At 57.0% G+C, this 24,692-nt stretch carries 12 protein-coding genes and 1 pseudogene; 2 read left to right on the plus strand and 11 right to left on the minus strand.

Annotated features, from left to right (window positions below; translation table 11 throughout):
* Nucleotides 1-112: 112 nt before the first annotated feature.
* The 9 genes and pseudogenes from AXG89_RS34140 to AXG89_RS34180 all read right to left on the minus strand — a co-directional run bounded on the left by AXG89_RS34140 (nucleotide 113) and on the right by AXG89_RS34180 (nucleotide 18,772).
* Nucleotides 113-3,439: a Swt1 family HEPN domain-containing protein gene (locus AXG89_RS34140; protein ID WP_062175042.1), complete on the minus strand. Its 3,327-nt coding sequence runs from the start codon at nucleotides 3,437-3,439 to the stop codon at nucleotides 113-115.
* A gap of 5 nt (nucleotides 3,440-3,444) precedes the next feature.
* Nucleotides 3,445-6,339 carry a DUF1156 domain-containing protein gene (locus tag AXG89_RS34145; protein WP_062175043.1) on the minus strand — a complete coding sequence of 965 codons (2,895 nt, stop codon included), beginning with the start codon at nucleotides 6,337-6,339 and terminating at the stop codon, nucleotides 3,445-3,447.
* 296 nt (nucleotides 6,340-6,635) lie between these two features.
* Nucleotides 6,636-10,877, minus strand: coding sequence for a sacsin N-terminal ATP-binding-like domain-containing protein (locus tag AXG89_RS34150; protein ID WP_062175044.1), 4,242 nt, complete (start codon nucleotides 10,875-10,877; stop codon nucleotides 6,636-6,638).
* Nucleotides 10,874-14,450, minus strand: a pseudogene (locus AXG89_RS34155) (helicase-related protein). The gene AXG89_RS34150 and the pseudogene AXG89_RS34155 overlap by 4 nt, the downstream one beginning before the upstream one ends.
* A gap of 125 nt (nucleotides 14,451-14,575) precedes the next feature.
* Nucleotides 14,576-16,372, minus strand: a complete 1,797-nt coding sequence (locus tag AXG89_RS34160) for a DUF2326 domain-containing protein (protein ID WP_062175045.1) — start codon at nucleotides 16,370-16,372, stop codon at nucleotides 14,576-14,578.
* On the minus strand, nucleotides 16,359-16,607 hold the full coding sequence (locus tag AXG89_RS34165) for an ABC-three component system middle component 8 (protein WP_035924712.1): 249 nt from the start codon (nucleotides 16,605-16,607) through the stop codon (nucleotides 16,359-16,361). The genes AXG89_RS34160 and AXG89_RS34165 overlap by 14 nt, the downstream gene beginning before the upstream one ends.
* Nucleotides 16,591-17,556 carry an ABC-three component system protein gene (locus AXG89_RS34170; RefSeq protein ID WP_062175046.1) on the minus strand — a complete coding sequence of 322 codons (966 nt, stop codon included), beginning with the start codon at nucleotides 17,554-17,556 and terminating at the stop codon, nucleotides 16,591-16,593. Before AXG89_RS34170 ends, AXG89_RS34165 begins: the two co-directional genes overlap by 17 nt.
* Nucleotides 17,553-17,876 carry a helix-turn-helix domain-containing protein gene (locus AXG89_RS34175; RefSeq protein WP_062175047.1) on the minus strand — a complete coding sequence of 108 codons (324 nt, stop codon included), beginning with the start codon at nucleotides 17,874-17,876 and terminating at the stop codon, nucleotides 17,553-17,555. Before AXG89_RS34175 ends, AXG89_RS34170 begins: the two co-directional genes overlap by 4 nt.
* Nucleotides 17,877-18,496: 620 nt before the next feature.
* Entirely contained in the window at nucleotides 18,497-18,772 is a 276-nt protein-coding gene (locus AXG89_RS34180) for an HU family DNA-binding protein (RefSeq protein WP_062175048.1), read from the minus strand.
* A gap of 736 nt (nucleotides 18,773-19,508) precedes the next feature.
* Between AXG89_RS34180 and AXG89_RS34185 the strand changes: the two genes are divergently transcribed.
* Entirely contained in the window at nucleotides 19,509-20,015 is a 507-nt protein-coding gene (locus AXG89_RS34185) for a hypothetical protein (protein WP_162916215.1), read from the plus strand.
* Nucleotides 20,015-21,790, plus strand: coding sequence for a site-specific integrase (locus AXG89_RS34190; protein WP_062175050.1), 1,776 nt, complete (start codon nucleotides 20,015-20,017; stop codon nucleotides 21,788-21,790). The genes AXG89_RS34185 and AXG89_RS34190 overlap by 1 nt, the downstream gene beginning before the upstream one ends.
* A gap of 52 nt (nucleotides 21,791-21,842) precedes the next feature.
* Here the strand turns inward: AXG89_RS34190 and AXG89_RS34195 are convergent, their stop codons facing one another.
* A complete protein-coding gene (locus tag AXG89_RS34195; protein ID WP_162916216.1) occupies nucleotides 21,843-22,319 on the minus strand; it encodes a hypothetical protein in 477 nt (158 codons plus the stop codon).
* Nucleotides 22,320-22,348: 29 nt separating this feature from the next.
* A complete protein-coding gene (locus AXG89_RS34200) occupies nucleotides 22,349-23,191 on the minus strand; it encodes a hypothetical protein (RefSeq protein WP_062175052.1) in 843 nt (280 codons plus the stop codon).
* Between the last annotated feature and the right edge of the window lie 1,501 nt (nucleotides 23,192-24,692).

Here is a 24,692-nt window from a genome sequence, read left to right on the forward strand (position 1 = left end):
ACGGTCTTGACCGACCGCCTGCGACCCCGTCTACACGTTAAGGGGCACGTTGAACGACCGTCCGGTGCCTAGCAAAGAACGGTATGTATGTGGATTCTCCGACGACGCTCCGCTATTCATCCTCGAACCCGCTCCCCGGCGTGAACTTCAGCGTCCGGATGTTCTCGGTCACCGTACGGACTACCTGATTCGGAGCCCCCTCCGGTATCTCGGCTGCGACGTCGATGGTCACCGTCACCGTCGCCCCGACTAGGCCGGCGAGGTGCGAGATAACTTCCTCCGCAATTCGGCTGGCGTCACGGCCAACACGGGTCGTATCGAGGACTGCCGTAGCGTGGAAGCGCTTAGCTTTCGCTGGCGCCGGCGGGGGCTCACGTGGAGGAGTGGGTGCTGGTCCTCGGTCATCGCCCGGTGGCTGTCCCGGTTCGGCAAACGGCGGGGGAACCGTGCGCTCGGCATCAAGCTGTTTGATCGCGACATCCGGTTTCACCACCAGCGCCGGTGCATGAGCGTCGGCAAGCGTCACCATTTGTCCACCGCGCAAGCCTTTATAACGACTGGCGCCCTCGTCGAAACTGTCGGCAAAGCCAAAACCTTCCTGCGTCCAGGTCAACAGACTCACTCCGTCTCGGATCGCGTCCAGCAGCACCATGGAATTGCTGAGCCGAGGCAAATAGAGATAGCGCGCAAAGTCCTCCACCAGTTGTTTCACCGACACATGGTTGCCACGCCAGAGAGGAATGCGATCCAGCTCCATGCGCAAACGCGTTGGAGCGAAGCTGGTCAGAAATAGCTCATCGGTGCGTAGCTTTTTGCTTGCGCGTACGGCCAGCGCATCCTGTCCCGATAGCCGCAGCGCTTCCCAGGTGATTGCGGCCTGCGGTGTGCTCTGCACTGGAACCAGTAGCCACTGGTACGTCTCGGGAAACCTTGCGGTTACAGCGCTGTCGGCGGCGGTCTTCTGGGTCTCGGCCTGGGTCACCTGATATGGAGACAGGTTGAGCTGCTCCTTCTCGGCCAGGATCGACGCCCATGCCAGGTACTTGCGTGCCGCCTCGTCCAGGTCTTGCAAACGGGTCTTATCTGCAGCCAGAAAGACTAAGGTATTGCGGAAGAGGCGAGGAGTGTTCCCGCGCGTTTCCAGAATCGCCTTGGCGGCAATCTCGGCGGCGCTGCCGCCCTCCTTGCTATACGGGTGTCCCACGCCGAAAACTACCAGACGCGCATCGAGATCGTCAGGCACATCGGCCCCCGTTTGCGGCATGGGGTGGATGCGGTTGAAGTCGCCAGTCCGCGCCAGGTCCCTGCGCAGGCGCTGCTCCAACTCATGCGCCACTTTGTCCGGGTCTCGTTTGAATTGCTCGGCTCGGTCTTCCGCAAGTTTTGTTACCGTTGGCTGGGTTGAGTACCAGTAGTGTGGTCCATCCTGATACAGATAGGTCGCCGCACCGGCCATGCGCCGCAAGGCATCGCCAAACACGGCGGGTGATTCTCCTGGCATCACACAGCCAAGCTTCACCCTTCGATCTTCGATGCCCTTGTGCGCAGCAGCCGTGGTCGGTGCCGATCCCATATAAATGGCGCGTGCCACCCGGCGACATGCCGAGAGCTTGCCCAGATTGGGCAACTCGCTGTCCAGCCGCAGCGGCAAAGAGCTGGGGCCATCAACATCTTTCTCGATCACTGGCACCCAGTTGTCCGACAGGTAGCGTGTCAATTCGGACTGCACGCGTGGGTCATCTATCGCCACGTTGCCCGGCAGGATGAGCGGGTTACGGTCGCCCTTTTCCCAAAGGCTGTGAATCACCGCTGCCATGAGGCGCAGCACGCCGCGCGTGCGCTGGAACTTCACTAGGGTGGACCAATCGGTATAGAGCCGGTCAAAGATCTCTGGATGAATCGGATACGCCATCTTGATACGCTGCTCGTATTCTGATTCCCTGCATTCCGGCGGAAACTCGGCCTGTTGGGTGCCATAGAACTCAGCAAAAGCCCGCGCCACCACGTCACGGTCCCTGAACTGTGCCGGGTCTGACAGTGGCTGAAACAGCCGTCGGCGCACGATCTCGAAACCCTCCTCCGCGGTCGCCGGTCGCCATGAAGACTCGACACGGCCCACCACATTACGCAACCTGTCCAATGCCTCACGTCCGCGCGTTCCGCCCACTTCCACGTCATCAGGTTGGGTGTGCGGAGAGCCGGACGTGTCTGAGGCTGGCAGGCTGATCACCAGCAGACAGTTCTTGGCCAGCTTGGCCGATTCGGTCAGCACCTGTGCAAAGGTAAATTGCGTCTCAAAGCCGCCGGCTGGCAAGTCACTTTGGTCGTGCAGCTGTCGTGCGTAAGCCACCCACTCGTCGACCAAAATCAGGCAAGGGCCATACTCGTTGAACAGTTCGCGCAGTACGTCTCCGGGACTGGTGGCGTTTTCATCATCAGCTTTGATACGAGAGAACGCTTTCTTTCCGCCCAGTTGCCAAGCCAGTTCGCCCCATAGCGTGCGCACCACCGTACCGTCCGGCTTGGTGGACGGATTACCCGGAGAAATTTTGTTGCCCACCAGCACCACACGGCGGGCCGAAGGAATCTTGCTGACTCCAGCCGCTGCCATCACCGCATCGATGCCGGCAAGTTCGGTCGGTGCAATCCCAGAAAACAAGTGATAGAGCGCCAGCATCGAGTGTGTCTTGCCGCCGCCAAAGTTCGTCTGCAACTGCACCACCGGGTCGCCACCGCCCGCCGTGAGACGCCGAACGGCACCTGTCAGCATCTCCTTCAGGCTCTCAGTTAGGTACGTGCGGCGGAAGAATTCCACCGGATCTCGATATTCGGGCGTGCCTTCGCCCAGATGCACCTGCCAGAGGTCGGCAGCGAATTCGGCCTGCTGGTACCGGCCGCTAGCTACATCTTCGTGCGGCATCACCACTTCACGCCAGGGTTTGAGGCTGCCCGTCACGCCGCTTTCGATGGCGATGCCAGCCGACTTGCGCTTGTCGCTGCGCGCCTGCTCGTCAAAGCGCACCCGCAGCAGTTCCATCTTCATCTTCTCGACGTCGTCCGCCTCAGTTGCCGAAATGGAAGAAAGCAGGCGCCCAGCCGAATCGAGAGCCCGGTAGGCATCATCGCTGGAGAAGGGTTCCTGATGCGCCCAACTGTTGCGTACAGCCTGAATCTCGTTCACTAAACTGCGCTCTGTCTTGCCGAGAATCTGGCGAAATACATCACCCCATTTGCGGTCCATGATCACCAGCAAAACAGCGACGTCATTGAGCGATTCATTTTTGCCGACGCCGAGGCGGGTGTCCGACAATACGTCCTTCACTTCGAACGCCCAGTTGTTCCCGTACTTTGCTTTGAATTCGCGCTCGACAAACGGCCCCAGACCGGCCTTTAGAAGCTCCAGTGCCTTGCCGACACGTTCGTGATTGGTAATGGCCATGGTGCTTATTCCTGATCAAACAAATCTTCGGTACCTGGCGCAGCAGCACGAGGCGTTTCGCTGGCCAGCCGGGTGATCTCCGGCCAACTCTGCACCAGGCCGTTGTACGCCATGGCTTCGGTTGCACGCCTTTTGCGCTCACACAGGGTGTAAAGGCGGTAGCAGAGTTCGCGCGCGGTTTCGGCCTTCACGCCGAGTTTGGTCACCGCCGCTGCCGCTGCACGTTCGCCACCGGCCTCGAGCATGCGAATCAGGTGGTGCACTATCTCCCAGACAGTGAGCCGTCTATCGGTCTCTGGGTTCCAGTTGGTGGGCATTTCAGCGGGTTTCAGCAAGCGCACCTTGCCAGCCTTGGAAATAAGAATGCCCCCGTCGACCAAGCCGGCCACAGCAGTGTTCTTCGACTTGGAGAGCTGTTCGGCTACACCGTAATCACCTTCAGCAAAGCCGGTCTGCTCGAACCATGTGAGTGCCCAACGGGTGTCGGCGTCAAAGTCGCCTTCCTGCTCGGCCAGTGCTTCGTCGAGGGTCTGGTTAATGAGCGCCAGCGCGGCGCGCACCGAGAGCGGCTTGCCTTCGGCATCAAGTACCTTGGCGTAACGGGTATAGACCCCCATGCCTGGGCCGATGGCCGCTTGGGCGAGGTCGACCGGGGCGATGTTGCCGGCTTGCAGGTGGGCCAGCGCCTGCGGCAAGTCGGCCTTGAGTGCCGCGACGAACTCGCGGCGAGTGGCTGTTGGCGCGTTCGCAGCGCGCTGGCGGCAAACGAGGATGATGCTGGAAGCGAGGGCGTTGGACTCTGCCCCTCGCATGCGGTTGGCCAATTCAGTCCGCATCGGCCAGGTTCCGCTGATGGAAAATCCCGCCTCGATCACAGCGGCGAGGAAGGTGTCCCAGCCGGTATTCGTCGTGCCGTCATCGTCATTGGTTTCGGCTTGTTTGAAGGCGTAGTAGATAGTGACCGGGAAAGCTGGATGCGCCTGCTCAGCGAGACGGTGCATTGCATGCGTCATGCCGTCGAGGAAGAATGCTTCGGCGCCGGCTTTGCCGCCGTGTCGATAGGCTGTGGCGACCAGTTCTTCGGCCTTGGGCACAGCCACCGTGGCGAAGAGATCGGGAAAAAACGGCCTCAGCGAACGGCGCAACCAGACGTAGAAGAAATCCGACAAGTCCGCGTAGGGAACATTGTCGTAGTAGGGTGGGTCGGTAGAAACAACCTTTCCCTCGCTGGTCGTTTGAGTGGACGCATCCTGCTGCGCCGCTCCGCCGCCCGCGCGCGCCGGAAAATAATCGACGGCCTTCGCAACCCATTCGACATTGTTCATCCAATTGCCGCTCGACTCGGAGAACGGATTCCCTTCCGCAAAATCCCACGTCATCGGAAGAGCCTGCCGGGCAAAGGTATTCCGAAGCGCCTCCATCTTGGGGCTGTTGTCCCAAGTGCAAATCGTCGAGCCTCGGTCCACTGATCTGCTCAGCACAAACGAGAGAAATATGGCCAGCGCATCAGCGTAAGCCGTGGCCTCTGCGTCGTCTTCGACTAACCTTCTCCCGTCATCAGGGCGCCCTGCCGCCACCAATGCAGCCGATTTGACCGCATTGCGCATTTCCTGCACAAGATCCGAGAAGGTCGTCAGCGCCACGAGCTGGCGCTGGGTAAAGAGATGTCGCCACTCTTTTATCCCGTAAATGCATGGAGTGAACGCCCGGGCGTCTTCGACAAACGATCCTTCAGGCATCCAAGTCGGTTCTACCATCTGGGCTGCAGTCTCGATCAATGAAGTAGGCGACAAGTAGACCCGCCCGCGCTCCCCCTCAGTGACGATGGCCATGAGCCGCGCGCCCAAGCGTCCAGCCCTACCCTCGTCCTTGACATAGGCGCTGTCCATTGGCGTGCCCGACATCAAGCACTTGAAGTTCGCCCCCCGCGCCAGCTTGGTGCCGTTCTTCGCCGCTTCCGCATCCTTCGGCTTGCCCACCTTCACCGTGAAGCGGTAACCACCGTCCTCGATCACAGGTTCGACATAGGCTTCCTTGCCCGGCTTGGTCGCGAGCATGAAGGTGGAGGCCAGCGGCACCTCCACGCTGGCAAAGGCCGGGTTGGGGCTTTTCACGGTGCGCGACCACAGCCAGGCGATGACGGTAAGCTTCTGGCCTACATAATTCTTCAGGTCCGGCCGTTCCTGCGCCATTGCCGCCGTGACCTCAACTTTGGGGTAGAGATGACCGATGCGCTTCTCGGCTTCGTTGCGCATCCATTGGCCGTAGTACCGCACGTCGGCGGCCAGCCCCTGCGCGCCCTTCCAACTTTGGTCCATTTGCGCTTTTTGTTGCTGCGCATCGGGATTCACCGGCGGCTTGCCGGCAAACTTCGGTGGAATCTCGATCATCGCCTTGTTGATCAGCACCGGCACCGGGTTGAGATCGGACGCATAGCTCTCCAGCCCTAGCCGCTGCGCTTCCAGCGGTAGCGCTCCGCCGCCGGCGAAAGGGTCATGAAATGCGGGCAGCACGTGGCGGTCGAATAGTTCTTTCGCGCGCGGATGATCGGCGTTCTCGGCGCAGGTGTAACGCCAGCTCTGCCAGATTTCGTCACGCGCCTGCTGCAACACCTTCTCGTTCGAGGTGTTCTCCCACTTCACCAGTTCCTCGATGATGCGGAACAACCGCTGCCGCTCCTTCTCTTGCGCTTTTTCAGTTTTGAAGATGTCCGGATGCGCCGAGGGGTCGTCGACCATCTGCGCAAAGATCACCGCCCGCGCAGCCGCCAGAGGCCGCCGCGCCCACCACAGATGGAGCGTACTCGGGTGCCCGTGGCGAATGGACTTCTCGCGCGCGCTGGCCTGGTTAATCGCCTCCAGCGGCAGTGCGACTTCAATGAGTTTCTTTTTCGGGATCATAGTAAGCGGAACTTGTGCGCCTTGACATGGCCGATCTGGGCTTGTTGATACTCGGCAAGCGCGTCGTTCAGGCTGTCGATGGAGCTAAGTTGATAGAGTTTGGTCACGGAGTGCCTTCGCACCCCTCCAATATTTTGGCGCCAAACTGATCTAAATTGACTGGGCGGCCGGGGAGTACAAGTGTCTCCTGCAGACTCTGCGACCATGGTCGCGGTCAATATGGCACTTTCATGCGCTCCCGGATCATGACGATCAGCCTTGGTCACAGTGTGACACCGATAAGCTTAGTCTCCGGACTATTCCTGCTGTTCTCGGCCATGGTCAAAAACCAATCGATAGGTTGCTGGATAAAGAGTAAGCTCGCCGCGATCGCGCATGGCGCGAATACGAACGCCTAGTACCTCGACCGGGCCGCCTTGGGGATTTGAAAGCACGAGCGCATAGGTCTCCGGAAAACTGTCGATCAATGCCCACACATCCGAGTCGAGCTGGAGCGGCTCGCGCTCCAAGCAATGATCCTTTATCCAGTAGCGGCGAATGACTTCACCGCCGGCAGTCCCGCGCTCCCAGGCGAAACGGTCGCCGTTTGACTTCGTGATCCAACTGCCGTCAGCGTGAACGAAATGATCCGCTCCATCCTTTCGGAAGCCTTGGCCGTGAGCGAAGCGATCAATCATGCTCGGCTTGATTGTCGGATGGGTATGCTCTTTCTGTCGTTGGAAATCCTCGCTCTCGAGACCAATGGAGTCCCCTTCGATCTCCCAGGAGAACGGGACGTCGTTCGCCGGCAAAACCGCAAAGACCTCATCGTCGTCACTCGCCCTGCCCGCTGCGTGATTGATTGGCGCGCCCGCGGACAAAAGCCACGATGTCGTGTCGATATCCGCTGTGGCAGGTATGTGTGCTGATCGGGCGCCTTCAACGTCGGACAACGCGAATGCTTCACACGGCGCCAGCTTGAAGTTCTCTTCGAGATACTCTGCTACTTCCTCCGGGGTTCTCGCAAAGCAGTAGTTGAGCGCCGCGGTGATGTCAGGCCTACCAAAGATCTTCCCGAGTCTGTCCGGCACCATGCGCGCTAGCTTCGCGTTCGGCAGCCGATCTACGTAGAGCGTTCCGTCGAGCCACACGACCTCGGTGCGTTTAGGTGTTCCGGCAGGCGTCCCGTCGATATAGGGAATGATTTCGAGGCCGGGCGCGGTCTGCCACGCTGACTTGGCTAGTTCAGCCGCGAGAGCGCGTACACGGGTAGTGTCGGACTCGTTGTCCAGTTCGATCCTGCAGAGCTCCGCCCCCAATACGTTCAGCCACGCCTTGCGTTCAGGCTGGCCCGAGCACAACGGACTGCGGTGGAAGCGATCTTCGATACGACTAACAAGGTGTGGGATAGCTACGAACGGTAGTGCATTCGTAAGCTCCGCAGGTAACCGCTGAAAATCCGCGGTTTGCTGTTTTACCCACTCATGCAGGTGGCTCCATGGCACCAAGGATTGCATGGAAATCGCGTAATTGAGCGCATTGATCGGTACCCACTCGTTCACGAGGTTAATCCAATGTCCGCACTCGCTCCAGATGCGCACAGCATGCCTTGTGAGGAGGGCTCGAACACGAGAGACGTCATCCTGGGTCAGCGCTTTGCCCGCGGGCAGTGTCTTCAGCCATTGAATGGCCAAGTCCGCTGTCGGCCGTTCCGCGATCCCGATCTTCCGCCAAAGCGTGAGGTCGCTTACCGAGGCACGAATTAGTGCGGCACCGGGAACGTCCTCGTCGTCAGATAACAGAAACACTCCTCCAGAGCTTACCCACCCGACACTTTCCGTCAAGATGATCCGCTCATCACGAAAGGCGTTCCTGATTCCCGCAAAGTCAGCCGTCGAACACGTTTCGATCATCTGATCGAGACGCCGATACCACTTCTCGACCTCATGGATCGGCGGCCTACCGGCTTTCGCAAGCGCCCGCAAACAATCCAGCAACCGATCCGGACCCGTGGGTGTGTCACGCACTCCGAGCAGTTTCAGTAACGGGCGAGTAGTTTCTTCGTCAAGTCGTCCGTGAACGAATGGCTCAACGTCCATGAGCGACTCGGTTTCCGGCGTGCGCCGCAAGAGGTCAGCCGGTTTGTGGCGAAACCCGTGCGTGTCTGGTAGGCAGGGCAGATCACGCAGCTTCAATATCCAAGCTGGCCATAACGGTTCACTGGTAATGGACACTGCCTTCCCGGTTGTGGCTACCTGGACTATCCGCGCACCCTTGGCTTTCGACCAGAACGTCTCGGGCTGAGCAAAGATACGATCTACCAGGTGCTCCCACAGTCTCAGGTCATCGTTTGCGAGAGCGGCCCAGTACCGCCAGTGAGCTTCCTCGAAGTTCCAATCCTCGACCCTGTAGTGGCTGGTCACATAAGGACGGTAGGCCGTCCCCACGAACCCACGGTTCTGAAGTTCAGCACGGATATTCTGGTGTCCCCATATCGTGGATACCGTCTGGATGAAGGGGACGAACGTCTGCAGCCCAGAACGTCCCGACGAGATCCATCGGAGCCATTCCTCCGAAGTGCACGAGCCAAGGGATTTCGAGTAGTCGTCGTGCAACAGGTGCGCGGAACGCCAATTTTCCGGGAACATGTCCTCCAACGTACCATCATGGTCGACGAGAACGACGTGGCGAGGTGAACGCACGTGACAATCACGCGTAACGAAGCGGAGGGTTTCGCCGGCCGTTGCACCAAGCTTGGCTGCGATTTGTGCAAGTTGAACACAACCTGCTAAGGCGATTGACTCCTGGTTGAAGAAGTCCACCGCGACCTGTTCAACGACCCTGTTTGCTTCGCTCGTTTCCTCGAGCCCGATGGCTTTCAGGACCGCGAATGCGGCCTCGATGTCTTCCTTCTTTTGTTCAGCATCGTGCTCTGCAGCGCTTCGGCGTTGCTCTGCAAGGAAACGCGGCCAATTCTGATTAACGACCAGCAGATGCGCGGCGAGGAATTCCCAGTCTGCTTCGGACTGAAGAAGCCTCTTTTCCCCCAAACGTATAACCTCATTCGCTGCATAGAGCACGTCCCTACCCTGCACTGGAATGATATGGAGCGCATTCCTATCTACATTCATGTAAGGACGATATCCGGCGATCTCTGGTGCGATATACGTCCAAAGGTTCAGCAAGTTCCGCCAGCTTTTTGGCCTTGGCAGACGCTCGGCCTGCAAGACTTCAAGAACCCGATCTATGCCAATCACTTCGATTGCACCCCAGCGAACCAGTTTCTCGCGATCGCAAATAGAAACATGGCATGAAAGCGCTGCGCGATTGGCGCTATCCATGACCATGGTGGCCCGCTCCGGGGGCCAAACATCCAACAGTTGCTCCGGAATAACCACGCTCTGGCGATTGAGCCGGAGCTCGCCATCATGCGTCAAGAGGAATGGTTCGTCTTGGATTTCATGCCAAAGCGCCTCCTCGACGATCGTGCCGCATGTACCTTCGAGGGAGCTGTCGTCGCGATCCACATCGGGGAGAAGGCCATAGGCGCGGGACCGTTCGCCGAGATTCGAGGAGGACTGACCCAGCCATTGCACCATTACCGCAGCTGCCAGCGTTCCAACACGCTCAAGCAGCCACCGATTTGTGGGCGATGTTTCGGGATCCTTGATCTTAAGGCGAGCAGGGTCCTGGATGAACGGTGCGTTGCAGGCAAACGGCAGAGACGTCTCGACGCCAGTTGGCAGGACCACGTACAGGCGCCCCTTTGTGCCGAGGACGAGCTCGACCTTGCAGGCAGGAAAATCGGCGTCTTGATCGGCGCCGAGCAAGCGCTCTTGCCTAATCTCGGTTAGTGCATCCGGTGGAAACGGCTCGGCCTCGGATCGCGCGACGAGGAACGCTTGTTCAGGATCCTGGTGAAGTGTCATCCACTCGGTTCCAGGCACGGGACCAGGGCCAAGACTGCCCCAATGCACCTCCTGATCGCCGATGCGCAGCCGGCGAATATGCTTAAAAAAAAGGAGCGATACTGGGCTTTTCAGCCAATCCTGCAAATTCTTCTCGACTTCACGCTGTCGGTGCTCATCGCTAATGGCAACCTTAATTTTCGTGCCGCCTTCGTCGGTACGTGCCGAAGCAAGCCACTTCGGCTCAGTGAACCTGCGGCGATCGAAGGCAACAGACAACGTCGGTGTGTAGAGCTCGACTGTGTCACCTAGGCTGAACGTGCTCTTAAAGCCTATGCCGCGAAAGCCGATCGTATGCAGAGCGCGCTTGTTCGAATATCCGAAGCGGCAGAGAGACGCGAAATGTTCTTCCTTAAAGTCCTCTCCGTTGTGCGTGAAGACAAAGCATCGATCTTCAATGCGTACGGAGGTTTCAGTTGCCCCGGCGTCGTCCGCATTCTGCAATAGTTCTGACAGGATGTGCCGAGGGCTCTGCACCTGCTTGAAGAGCTGATGCCACGGCCCTGCCAACTCGGGGTCGCACTCCAACTGATCCCATCGCTGGGATGCGCGCTGGCGAATCGGCTCGAAGAAAGGCGGGGAGCCAGTCATGAAGGCACGCTCGCCCGCGCAAGGAGGTCGGCGAAGTCGTAATTCACACTCGTCACCCCAAAATCCGGTTCGCGCTGAAAAGGCTGGCGCAGATAGTGGGGACGGTGAGTGTCTTCGCCTGTAAATTCGACAATGGCGAGGATGAAGTCGTCAGGCTTGTTGAGCGAATAAAGGATCTCATTGCGCGTCACAGTGATGGTCTGCGCACTCGCGATGCGGCCTTTCACTTCGATGAAGCGTAGCTTGCCAGTACCGGGAACACGACTTTCAATGTCGTAGCCGAGTTTTTCAAGTTCGCGGTCGGTGGGCTCGAAGCCGAGGCTACACTCGATCTCCATGACGATCGCGCGGGCACGGGCGGCGCTGATTTGCGTATCCACTGGTGCCAGAGGCACACCAAGAGTGTTTTCCGCCGCCCCGGTCATAGCCTGGATCAGCCCTATCGGGACCACTAGCAACCCTCCCAGCACCACGGGCGGCAGTGGCGAGATCTGCGCTTCGAGTTTCAGCTCTTCGAGCCGCTTTTGCAGCCTCCCTTGCAGAAGATCGGCACGCTTGCGGGCTTCGCCGGAGTTGAGTTTGGCATTTTGTTTTCCAGCCTGCTCCTGCAGCTTGAGTTCTTCAGCGCGATGGTCCCAGTAAGTGATTTCCTTGGTGAGTCGTTCTTTTACCGCTGCCTCAGTCTTGGCGATGTGTCCGAGCTTGTGGCCACGTACTTCCGCCAGATGTTCCGGTACCACGTTGGCGATGGCATAAGCCCGCGCCTTTTGCTCCAGATCGCGATTAATCCACTGGCATTCTGTCCGGTCGAGGATGGCCTCGATACCTGGTTCACTCCCTGCCAAGGGGCGGTAGTCGAGATAGGGCGCGTAGTGGACGTGGCGCGTGACGCCTTGTGCATCCCGCTCGACGTAGAGCATGCGCTTGGATACGACACGACGTTCGCCCGAACGGGTAAGGCCGGCATCCTGAATGGCGTGCTCCAGGTAGAGAACTACACGCGGCGAGGTGCCAGGGTCCCCCTCGTCGACTAGCACGGTGCCGCGTTTCAAGAGATCTCTGTTGCGCTCCAGGGTAAGGTCGATGACGGCATCGAGCAGCGGGTGACCCGGGCAAACAAAAGCTGCGAGCGGCTGGCCCTGCGGTGCCACGAGAGATTTTTCAAAGGCGATACGTTCGTAGCGCGGCAGCACAGGTTCGCCAATGCCGATAAGGCGATCCCGGTTGCGCACTGGAGCGGGAACGTGCGTGATTTCGTAGCGTCTGGCTTCGCGCTGTTTCGCGGTGCCACCGAGTTGCCTGAAGGCTTCGTGAAAGAACGATTCGATGTAGTGCGGTTGCAGACGCCGTGCGTCGGCGCGCTCCATGTCTTCGCGGATACGCTGTACCTGGCTCACGTCCATGGCATCGCGAACCAGTGCACCCTCATCGAGAAGCCCCTGAAGATGGCTGCGATCGAGAGCGGCATCAAGCACGGTGGTGAGGTAAGCCTTGACCTCGGGCTTTTCACCATAGCGGATGGCCTCGATCAGCAGATCGCGCAACGATCTGCCCTCGAACTGGAGCTTGCCGAGAACGTCAAACACCTGGCCACCCAACGTCTGACGCGCCTGTTCAAGTTTTTCCAGCAGCTTGCGATAGACGTCGCCTTCACGTGTGCCGTCTGCCACCAGATTCCACAGGTGGCACACTTCGGTCTGGCCAATGCGGTGGATGCGGCCGAAACGTTGTTCGAGCCGGTTAGGGTTCCACGGCAGGTCGTAGTTGACCATCAGGTGCGCCCGCTGGAGGTTGATGCCCTCACCTGCTGCGTCGGTGGCCAACAGCACTTGAACTTCCGGGTCGTGCCTGAAGGATTCCTGTACCTTCAGGCGCTCCTCGCGACCGATGCCACCGTGGATAACGACAATTGCCTCCTTGCGACCAAGCAGCGTAGCGATACGCTGCTCCAGATAGTTAAGCGTGTCGCGGTGCTCAGTGAAGACGACGATCTTTTGGTGGGGGGATGGCTTGGGCGAGGGAATCGCGCCCGCGCCAGATTCGGTGACATGCTGACCAATAGGTCCCGTGGTGAAAATTTCTCCAAGCAGACTGGCCAGTTCACGCCACTTGGTATCGGTGCCGCTGCGGCGGACGGCCATGGCATGGCCTTCCAGCCCTTTCAGAGTTTCGATTTCGATACGCAACTCGGCAATGGAGCGAGCCGCGGTAGCCTGATCGAGGATTTCCTCCTCGGCGGCTTCGACCTCAATGTCGGGCGCTTCTTCCAGGTCCTCAACGTCTTCACTATCGAAGGCTGGCAGTGATGCGGCCAGGATGGGCATCGCCTGCCCTCCACGATGAAGGACTTCCAATTCCCGTAGCCTGCTCTCCAGACGTTCGCGCCGACGACGCAGCGATTGATAGATAGCCTCCGGCGAAGAGGCGAGCCGCCGTTGCAGGATAGTCAACGCGAAGCCGACGGTGCCAGCCCGCTTGTCATTTTCCAGTGCTTCAGCGCGATTGAATTCCTCGCGCACGTAATCAGTGACGATTTTGTAAAGGTGGGTTTCCGCATCCGACAGCATGTAAGGCACGGTGTAGGCAATCCGCGGGGGAATAGCGGCGTGCCATCGAACTTGAGCAGACTTTCCTTGACCATGCGGCGCATGAGGTCGGACACGTCCGCAGTATGCACACCGTCTCGGAAACGCCCCTCGAACCGATCACCGTCCAGCAGCGCCATGAAAAGCTGGAAGTCTTCTTCCTTGCCGTTATGCGGTGTCGCCGACATCAACAGGAAGTGCCGGGTTAGGGTCGAGAGTAATTGCCCCAGCCGATAGCGCTTGGTGTATTTGGCTTCACCGCCGAACACCGTGGCAGACATCTTGTGCGCTTCGTCGCAGACCACCAGGTCCCAGCGGCAATCGGGCGCCTGGAGCTTCTGTTGCACATCTTCGTTACGCGACAGTTTGTCCATGCGGGCGATCACCAGGTTGGTCTCCAAGAACCAGTTGCCGGTGCGTGCCGCTTCCAGCTTGTCGTTGGTCAGAATCTCGAAGGGCAGGTGAAAACGCCGATAGAGTTCGTCCTGCCATTGTTCCGCGAGGCTGCCAGGACAGACGATCAGGCAGCGTTGCAGATCGCCACGGGCGATCAGCTCCTTGATAAGCAGTCCGGCCATGATGGTTTTGCCAGCACCCGGGTCGTCCGCCAATAGGAAGCGTAACGGCTGGCGGGGAGCATGGACTCGTACACAGCTGTGATCTGATGTGGGAGCGGATCGACAACCGAAGTGTGCACCGCCAGCACCGGGTCAAACAAATGCGCAAGCCGGATGCGCTGGGCCTCGGACACCAAGCGGAAGAGCGCGCCGTCACCGTCAAAGCTCCACGGCCTACCAAGTTCGACCAATTCCAAGCGCGACTCATCGTGACGGTAAAGCAACTCGTTAGCAACCTTACCGGATGCCGTTTTGTAGGTAATCTCCAGTGCCTCCGAGCCGAACCACTGGACGTTGACGACCGTCACCAGCGCATTGGGGACGATGCCGCGTATGGCGGCGTTGGGCTGGAGTTGGTCGAGTTTCATCATCGCAGGAATTTCCTTATTATTCTCAGATTCTGTGCAAGCCTTGAAAACACCTCGTCCCGCAAAATGTCCACCATCGCGATCTTCATTATTCTCAATTGCTCGCGGCGTTCAGTTCTTTATCGCGCTTACCAGGTCGCCATCTTGAACAAACGACCCTGCTCACTCTCATCATGCAGCCGCAGCACGATTTCGCTCTCATCGAACACCGAGCCCTCCGTTTCCGCCCGAGTGGGTAGGTCCGAATCGATTAAAGTGATGACAGGCTGGAGTCCAAGTTCGGCGTACCGACGAATGACCGCCAGCAGGTTCTCCTTCTTGCGATCATCCAACGACTCGAAAACGCCATCGTGATAGGCAAAGCGCGGAAACTTGTCGTCGAGATAAGCGCGAAGCAACGACATGTCGAAGGCGATACACAGCAACTTGCGATAGGTGTGTCCCAAGTCGGCACTCGTGGCATTGCCAGACTCATCAAGTATCTCCGCTTTGAATTCTAGATGACCAGCCTGGTTCGGCGACACACTGAGCAATGCCTTGCGGTCAATTACCTCTTCGACAATCTCACTGAAAAATAGCCGGATAGCAGAGAAAAGGCTGGTTTGGTCCGAGTTCTGTTTCTCAACGTCGGCCTCAATCTGTGTCTGTAGGTGCCCTCGCTCGTCCATCAACGTGCGGATTTCCGTGCGCAACTCCTGCAGCCTATGCAAGAAACCGCGTTGCCGCTCCAGCGACGTGATGTCCGCCCTGAGTGTCACCATTTCGTCGGAAACCTGCTTGTACTTGCTGAAAACGTCCGTGCCGCTCAGGAAAGACAACGTATCCGAACGCTTCTTGCCGAGCACGCCGAGTTCTGCGTTGACACGCTTCAAGTCGGCCTCCACCTCGCTGAGCTCTTCTTGGAGGTACACGCGGCGCTCGTCTGTGATCGCCTTGTTGAATGCAATCAACTGCTCGAAGTCCTTCTTGACCTGCCCCCTGAACAGCACGCCGGCTTCCTCGAATAGCCGCTCAGCCTCGTCTGGATTGAACTGGATCTGCTCTTCCTCCAGCGAGGCAACAATTTTCTTCCTATTCTGATTTAGCGAATAACGTTCGCCATTGAGCGCCGAGATGCGTTCGTCGATGACATCGACCAATTGCTTGGTCCGATCCTTGTCCTGCGCGCGAAAATCGAACGCATCGAGAAGCTTCTGTTTCTTCTCGGCTTCTTTCTGTTTGAGTAGCAGGATACCTTCTATCTTGCTAATGTCTTCGATGGACCCGCCTAACTCATTCTTGATGGTCTGTGCCGTGGACTGCTTCTTCGTCAGTTCCTCTTCCTTCTCGTAGTGTTTGGCCACCAGGCTTGCGTTGAAACCTAGTATGTGAGCGAGGAACGGCTTCCAATCAGCGTGCGCGGCAGCGAATTTCCGTAAATGGAACACGTCCCGAAAATCGTCCTGCGAACGTAGCAGATAGCCCAAGCCCTTTCGGTACGACCAGGGCTTAAGCACGCGCCAATCAAGTAAGCCATCCAGAAGATCGCGCGCGCGCTCGAACGGAACGTCCTGATGGTCCCATTCCTGCAGCGGGAGCGTAGAGAAATCCTGATGTGCACCACGATGCTTTTTGAAGCTGATTTTGGTTGCCTCTTCGACACCGCGACGTATGGTCACGTACGACGCGTCCTGCAGTTCGACCTCAAGAAAAAAGACGAAGTCCTTGAACAAGTCGAAATGCTTGAAGAGGAAAAACTTCGAGTCGCGTCCTGCGAGGAAAGCGAAATCAAGCAACCGCCCCAACGTAGTCTTGCCTAGGTTGTGCGTGTCCTTGTTGCGATTCTCAGGCAAGCGAATTTCCGCCATGACGACGTTCAAGCCCGACTCGAAGTCTACGGGCTCGAACCGGTCGGGCTTGTTCGAATAGAGTCTAGACAGCTTCATTTGGCCCCACGTATTCTACGGCGTCGGTCTTGGGGCGATAGTCGATCAGTCCCATTAGAAAGAGAAAGTTCAGCGCTGGTTGAAACAGCACGTCGCCCCCAATCACGGCCTTCTTCGCATACTTGCGCAAGGTGTCGTACTCGTCCACGCGGCGCGCCTTGAGGCGCGCCAGCAACAGGAGTGACACGTTGATGACCGTGCGGTCTGGGTGAGAGTGCTTACTCGGCCGCAGCATCACCCACCTCCCCGATGTCACAGTTCCAATACATGTAGAACAGCACCGCACGTGTAAGTCGCTTGTGCGCGTGCTGGCGCAGTATAGGATCACGGTTGAACAGCAAGTCCACCAGGTACTCCATCACCGCGTCGAAGGTCTGGTAGTCCTTGCGCTTTGCGATAATCTTGAGCTGAAACTCGTCGACTACCGACTCATACATTCGCAGCAGTTCGAGGTTTTCGGGCGCGGCCAGAAATGCACGGATCTGTGCAGTTTCCTTGAGGTAACGTCGGCGCTGAGCTTTGGCATACTCACCAGTCATGTTGTTGAGCGCGTTCTTCTGCTCGTACGTCACACGCATGGTCGGCGGGTCGTCAAGGACATCCGATACCCCACTCCGCTGCCGCGCGAGCGCCTGGACAACTTCGGCAAGGTCATCGGGACTCACGATCAATGGCGAATCCACCGGATCGAGGTTCACCTTCTCCGGAACGTCCGGAAAGGTCTTCAACAGGACCTCCAGATGCTCCAGGCCACATAGGTGGATTGACGATTCGGGGATGTCGCATTGGGCAGCAATATACGCGCGTATCTCGCTCTCGGCATTGCCAGCCAGACGTCGATTGGCAAACAGCATGTAGTGGTCAAGTTGCTTGCTTTCGCGCAGCTTCTTGATACGCGGGATCTCCTTCCCCAACACCGTGTTCGCCGCCGTCGTGCTGAAGAAATCAGATTCAGAGAAATTGCGGTTGTAGCCGTTGGTGTGCTTGGCCTGGATGATAGTCGTGCCGACCCACGGTGCCGCCTTGCTGGGATGAAGTTCGGCCGTTCCGACAAACTTGGCGTCCCGTCCGCCATCGGGTCCCTTGGCGAACCCCTGCACGGAAATGCCAAGCAGGCGCTGACACAAGAACACGATCAGGTTCTCGAACTGCCCGTCGCTCAGGTCTTCGTAAGCAAACCTCATCGCGCAGCTACGGTGATGCCTGCGCCATGAGCCCGGCGCGCAGGGCGAACGACAATCTGCACGTGCTGATCGAGCGACACGAGCGCCTGCATCAGGCGTTCGAGTGAGATGTTCTGGAGCTTGAATCGGCGCACCTGCGACACCTTCGGTTGCGTCATACCGGTGATACTCGCGGCTTCTGTCTGGCTCAGACCACGCTTCTCGATCAACTCGTTGAGCTTGACCGCGAGGACCGCTTTTGCGGAAAGTTCCTCCGCATCCTCAAGCTCCAGATCAGCCAACACGCTGTCCGTGCCTCCAGAAATTGCCTTGCGAGACATTGTCATCTCCCGCTCAACCCGTACCAGTTGAGCACTACTTTCGACCGCTTCCGCCATCAACCCACGTCCGGCTGCTGAGTATTGATCCCGGATGTGAATCCCAATTTCAAATTATATCCGTTCGAATATATCCTAACCAGCCGTCGGGCCGAAGCGGAAAACACGTCAGATTGAAGTTGGTTTCATCATTACTGACGCTTTCTCCTCAACAGCCCAGCTGGCGCACCGACCAGCCTTCGCGCAACGCCTCTGTTTCATAGAAAGCGCGCGCAGCCGCCGCCCGCTTCCGCCACACCTCCCCTGCCCCGTCGCCACCGCCTGCGGTTTTTGCCGGCGAAAGCATGTCGTTTTCGACCCGGCATAAAAATCGCCACATCTGATAACTGAAGTAATCGCGAGTAGCTGAATTGCTTGGCAGTTGTCCGGGCGTGTTCTGCGCATATCCGGGACAGCCGCCAAGTATGTCTTCGAGGACCGCGGGAACCTTTCAACAACCTCAGAGACCAGGAGAAAGGCAAGCCGGGGCGTCCGAATGCCGTCCGGTGGACCGGGAAACAGATTGCTGAGCAGGCGCTTCCCACCCGGGTACGGCAAACTAGGATCGCCCGCGCCGCGGCTTACTAGGCGTTCACGGCATCTTTAAACGCCTTGCCAGCCGTAAATTTGACGGTCTTCGCGGCGGGAATCTGGATTTCTGCGCCGGTGGCCGGATTGCGGCCCACGCGGGCAGCGCGTGCCCCCATCGAGAAAGATCCGAAACCGATCAACTGTACTGCGTCGCCTCCCGTCACCGAACGCATCACGGCATCCAGGATGGCGTCGATGGTCTCGCCCGTTGCGGCCTTGCTCTCACCTGTGGTTGCTACTACGGCGTCAATCAATTCTTGCTTATTCATGAATTCGCTTCTCCGCTGAAATCGGCACCCTACCGCACACCGGCATTCAAGCGCAACCGTCGGCCACGGTTAGCCGGCCACCTACCTGATTGGGTAAGAACGAAGCAACATTTAGCAGACAGCCGTAGCTGATGACCGGGCAGGCGCTCCGCGAACCATACGCATTCACCTGAACGTCGCCAAGCTTCTCTCTGCAACGGCGCAGCGAGCGCCCAACTGCTACGCGCCGTCCCCGCTTCGCGAGGCGGGCCTGGACGGCATCGAACGCGCGTGTGTGTCAACTGAAGGGGTAGATAGCCATAAACTATCTACCCCTTCAATTCCGTCGCCAATGGTCCTAGTCAACATCTACATGGTCCCGGCTTCATCACGGCGCGTTCACTGCATTCTTAAACGCCTTGACGGCCTCGAACATGGCGGACCGGCACCGGAACAATCGTGCTGGGTGGCTTGCCGCCCGGCCTTCTTCCTACCGATCGCTAATAGCGATGTTCAGTGAGTGAAGCCCGCACCTTATCGCGTCGGACCGCGCACCTGCAAACACGGGCAATCGTGACGCCGACCGACATCAGCGTGGCGACGCCGCCCTGCCACTCCGGCGCGGTTCCCGATCGTCGTCTTGAACTCGAAAGCGCTCCGCTTCGGTCGGCCTAGGTGTGATAATCGATATTATCACACCTGCGTTTCGATGGCAAAATAGCGCTGTTTCGCACCGGACCCTTTGCAGGAGTAGGTTTTGGAATCACCTGACAACACCGAGGAGGCTTCGATTGATGGTCTTTATCACCGCGCCCGACTGGTGATGCTTGGATACCCAAGACCCATATCCCGACTCAGGCTCGATGTGGTTGGGGTAGATTCGTTCAACGTCGAAGGTCCAACCACACCCAGTCTTGCACTGCTTATGGCGTCGCCGGAGCTCACGCCTCCCGCACGAGAGATTCTGCAACTGACCTTGCAGTTGTTCGGCGAGCAACTTTTCACGCGGCCAAGTAGTCAATTGCTGAAGCGCTACGCGGTTGATGGGCTAATCGCAACAGCAGAAACCATGCTGTTGATGGATCATTCAGCCCGACTGCACGCGCTCTACAACGATCGGATTTTTCATCCGGTCCGCGGGCTCGTTTTTTACAACGAATTGCTCGATGGCTTTGAATCCGTATTTGCGCGACACCCTCAGGTCGTTTTGGCACGCGCGCGACGGACCTTGGACCCTTATTCAACGCCGCAGGAGCGCAGCTAATGGCAGAAGATCTCGAAATCGGCCGTAGCTTTACCGCGAAAGATCTGGCTGCGTTGCGAGCCTTCGTTCAGCGGATTTCTCCTAAGGTAATTGCGCGCACCTATTACGACACCGACGAAGACGCCCATGCTGCCACGCCCGGAGCAATGGAGCGATACCTGCGGACTTTGTTAAATAAGCTGGTCCATCTGGCTATCGAGAACGGCTCGACGGTACTCGCCGACCATCTGAAAACATCGGTCAAAAAGCACGGTAGCGCCAAACTAACAGCCGTCACGCTAAAGATGGTCACAGAAGCTGCGCAATTGTCAGCAGCTTCACCGCACATCAACCACGGGATCGGGATGTGGTTCCGGCCCATGGTTGCCAAGCGTCTCAAATCCCAACGGGTATCGACGCTCGGCGACTTAATTGCCCTGTGCAATCGTCGCGGCGGGACCTGGTGGCGCTCGGTCCCTCGCATTGGTGCCCACCGTGCTCGCATCATTGTCGCGTGGTTGCGGCGACACGAGGACGTGCTTGGACGTCGGGTCGACGATGATGTGGATACCAGTAAACCGCTGGTGTCAGCCAACGTGGTTTTGATTGACGGCGCGATGGGCAAGCTGGCCCCCCTTGAGCGCATGGGTCTAAATAGCGGCCTCTCGGGGAAAACGGGTGAAAACCGCTCTAGCGCGTTTTGCTACATCAAGGCGCAACATGACTTGGACGCGGTGCGTGCCTATCTGAACCAATACCGAGATCAGCCAAAGACCCTTCGTGCTTACACAAAGGAACTGGAACGATTTGTTCTGTGGTCCGTTATGGTCCGAGGCAAGCCGATGAGCTCACTACTGGTCGACGACTGCGAAGCGTATAAAGATTTCCTCAAACTCCCCTCGCCTTCGTTTGTTGGACCGAGAGTTTCAAGATCCTCTGAACGTTGGCGCCCATTCTCCGTTGGCGCCCTAAGCCCCGAGTCGCAGCGTTATGCCACGCGCGCTATTCGCGCAGCATTCACGTGGCTTGTCGACGTGCGTTATCTCGCCGGCAACCCCTGGAAAGCGGTCAACGATCCGGTTACCGTTACGCGGGAGGACGATATCCAGATTGAGCGTGCGTTGAGTCGCGGGTTATGGGAACGGCTTTCCATGGAGTTTGACCGGCGGGCGAAAGCGCCTCAGGCCAGCCAATGGCGCATTGCCAGGGCCGCAATACTGCTCATGGCCGAGTCCGGTCTAAGACGTGAGGAAGCAGCGCACGCTCGGCGCGAAAATCTTAGGTTATCTATCTACGGGACAGCACGGGAACCGTTGTGGGAACTGACGGTCATCGGGAAACGCGCAAAACTTCGAACCGTACCTGTAAGTCCAAACGCTGTGAGCGCTTTTTCGGAGCATTGGAAAGATCGAATGGAAGATTTTGACAGTGCCGACGCTCGAGGACCTTTGATCTCGCCGATGATCATCCCCCAGGCTCCTGACGCACAATCCAAGCACGCTGATAATCGAGCGCCCTATCACCCGGGTGCCTTAGGGCGTCTTGTCGAACGCTCATTATTAAGTTTGATTATAGAATCGGATGTCTTTGGGCCAGAAGAACGGTTGAAACTGAGCAAAACAACCTCTCACGCATTTCGACATACCTTCGGAACGCTTTCTGCAGCCGCCGACGCCCCCCTTGATGTTGTCCAAAAGATTCTTGGCCACCGCTCGCTGCAAACCACAAGCATCTATGTACAGGCGGAGAAAAAAAGAATGATGGAAGAAGCCGGAAAATTATTTAACCGCGACTGAGTACTTTTTTGGCGTATGCACCTAACGTACGGCTGCACCATCATTAAAATAGCTAATTGAAATAGCCCTTGTCTATTGAATCAACACTGTTCAAACTGGACATCAGGTCGTAAAAATACTCGTGGTGCCTTGAATTTGCCGGCACACGTAAATTGTTATGCTCTTCTATCAGACGCCTGATCCGGCGTATTGAAAGAGCCTCAAATAAAAACGACCTATCCCAACCAAAATGGAGATGCAGCGCCTCTACAGCGAAGTCGTGGGGAAACTGAACGAAATCTGTTTCCGAAGAATCAAGGTCATCCTCTTCCAACCTATCGTTAAACAACGACACACTGATATTGCCTTCGGTCTCATCGAAATCGAGCGCCTGTTCATCCGCCATTGCAGCTGCCATCATTGCCCTCGCCTGCTCTTCCACGAAATCTTGGTCGAAGAGTTCCACAAAATCCCCGGAATTTGTCATTGCCTCAACAACAACCTTGAGTTTTCTGATTTTTCCCATTGTTCGCCCTGTTAGCTCGTTCACTTGACGTCGAGAGTTATTCAGTATATCTACTATTGGACACAGTTAAAGGCGTTAATCGTTGAACCGATCAACGACACTAATTCTCTTTGACGGGAGGTAAGTTTTCCATTCTTATCGTCGCAATGAAGTTCGATAATTACTTTGCCTCGCGCACGGCGCACTTTTATTTCAGTAACAACCGAAACGGTGTCCGCCCTAATCTTTGCTAGTTTCGCTTTAAAAGACAGGTTTTGATTATTTTCTTCCAAAAGAGAAACGCGTCTTTCGAACTCTGCACAACCCAACAAATCCATCACTTTAAGCAACTCCGTACCAAGATAAACTGAGATCTTATCCAGCGGAAAGTGATCGGTGACTGGTTTCCGTAGCTTGCATATATCCATTGCTTTGTATAAAGAATTGCTAGTGAAACCGAGCTCTTTGCTTGCTTGCGATAGATTTTTCCAACGACCGTTTTCTAGACCTTTCTGGTAGGTCTTTTGCAGCGCCAAGGGGGTTTCGCCGCGAAACACCTTTTCCGATCGTTTGCCACCTGCGAGAGTAGATAAGATAGTGAGTCGCTCAGCTCTCGTTTCTGCTGGTTTTAACGTCAATGCCCGCTTCACTACTTCCGGCCACCCCAAACATTCTTTTGCTTCAATAATTTTCCTGCGAACATATGTGTTTGTTCCACTCTTCTCGAATAATCGAATGACCTCCGCAGGAAATGCTGCCACCGCCCTTGCTTGTTTTATTTGCTGGGCCGAAACTCGAGGTTCGGTCAACGACAGAACGTGAGAGGCTTCCTCGATTGTTTTCCACCAGACGCCCTTCCCGTTGCTATATAAATTGGCAAGGGCCAGGTGATCTTTTACTAAGGTTTCTTTATCCATTTCGATTGTAGTTTTCGATTGCCACGTCTTAAGGTCGATGGCGGAACTCGCAGCTACCCAAGGATATCCAAACTTTCGTGTTGTCAACTCATCGAAAAGAAGCGTATTAGACTCTCAATTGCAGTCCTTTGACGACGGAATGGACGCGAGAATTGCAAAGGCGACTACCGAACGAGCGATTACCCTCGCTCGCGATCCGCTTGTCTGCCCTGACCGGGTGCTGCGTCAGCGGCCGGGCGCGACGACGATGTTCACTACGCACTGGCCGCCATAGCCCGCCAGGCTGGGGCGGCTCACCGTCTACTTCCGGCCGTGAGACGGTTCGTCGCCAAGGCCACAGCAGTTGCCCTTCGTGAATACTCTCCTCATCTCTCTCACCTAGTGTAGTCAGCCCTCATCGGATGAGCCATACCTTCGTGTCACACGCACTGGACATGGAATGAGCCTTCAAAGCGCGAGAAATTTCTCTGACTATGATTCACTCCTGAAAACGTTAACCTGACGAATTTTCACATTTTTCGATGAAAAATGAACCGCTCCCTTTAACTTCACACGCTTGGCTTAGTCTAGAACACAAATTAGGAGAGCAATGCACTGAGCCAAAGACAATCGAAGGTAGATTTTAAATTAGCGAACATTCGATACTTATGGGGTCCAAGCCCCTTAGTTCGCGACAAGATAATCTGAATACCGAAGGATCCGTCAGGATCCAGCCCTGGTTCCATCGCTATTTCTGCGACCTATACAGTTAGGCACCAATTCCGAGATCTTCACGTAGCCTCAGACACCCTGCGGGTACTCGAAAGGTGAGGCAGCGGCACACACGGGTTGGCGCCTGAAACGTCGGCAAGTGATCAACAAAGATCCGCACAGCCCCTGATTGCCTGTGGCAAAGCTTTCCAAGACCGCCATGAAAACCCTCGACTTGTTTTAACAAAAAACGGATTTTTGAGTCATCAACGGCTCGCAATGCCGATGCCTTGTATCCATCTTTCTACGGTTTCCACGTGGAAACCACTTCGTCGTCAGATAAAGATTTTTCCCGCTTTCGCCAAGCCCGAGCGCTCAACTACGACCAGCGTGTAAGCCACGGCGACACCTACGCGACGCAAAACGCGCATAGAATGCAACCCAGTTGCGTTGAACAAGCACAGACACAGGCGATAATGACAAGAATGACGTCGTCATCGCAGTATTTTAGAATTGGTCCGATCTGCTCGGTTCTGACAAAGAAGTGACGCAATCAATAGGGCGCGGTTCCGGCATCATTGGGCGTCCACAGGTCAGCCTATTCCAGCAAACTTACGGCCAGCGTGCTCCCTCTGTCCGATTTCCACGTGGAAACTCGACCCAGCAAACTGACAGCCAGCATGCTTCCTCTGTTCGATTTCCACGTGGAAACTCGACGGTTTTTTTCGCGACGAACCTGGGTAATCACGCACACCTCGTAGGGCCGTGCGCCTTTTTCGACATCGTCCCTCTACCACCCATGGATTCTTTG

Origin of the sequence: Burkholderia sp. PAMC 26561, assembly GCF_001557535.2 — a bacterium.
In the GTDB taxonomy this organism is placed as follows: Bacteria; Pseudomonadota; Gammaproteobacteria; order Burkholderiales; family Burkholderiaceae; genus Caballeronia.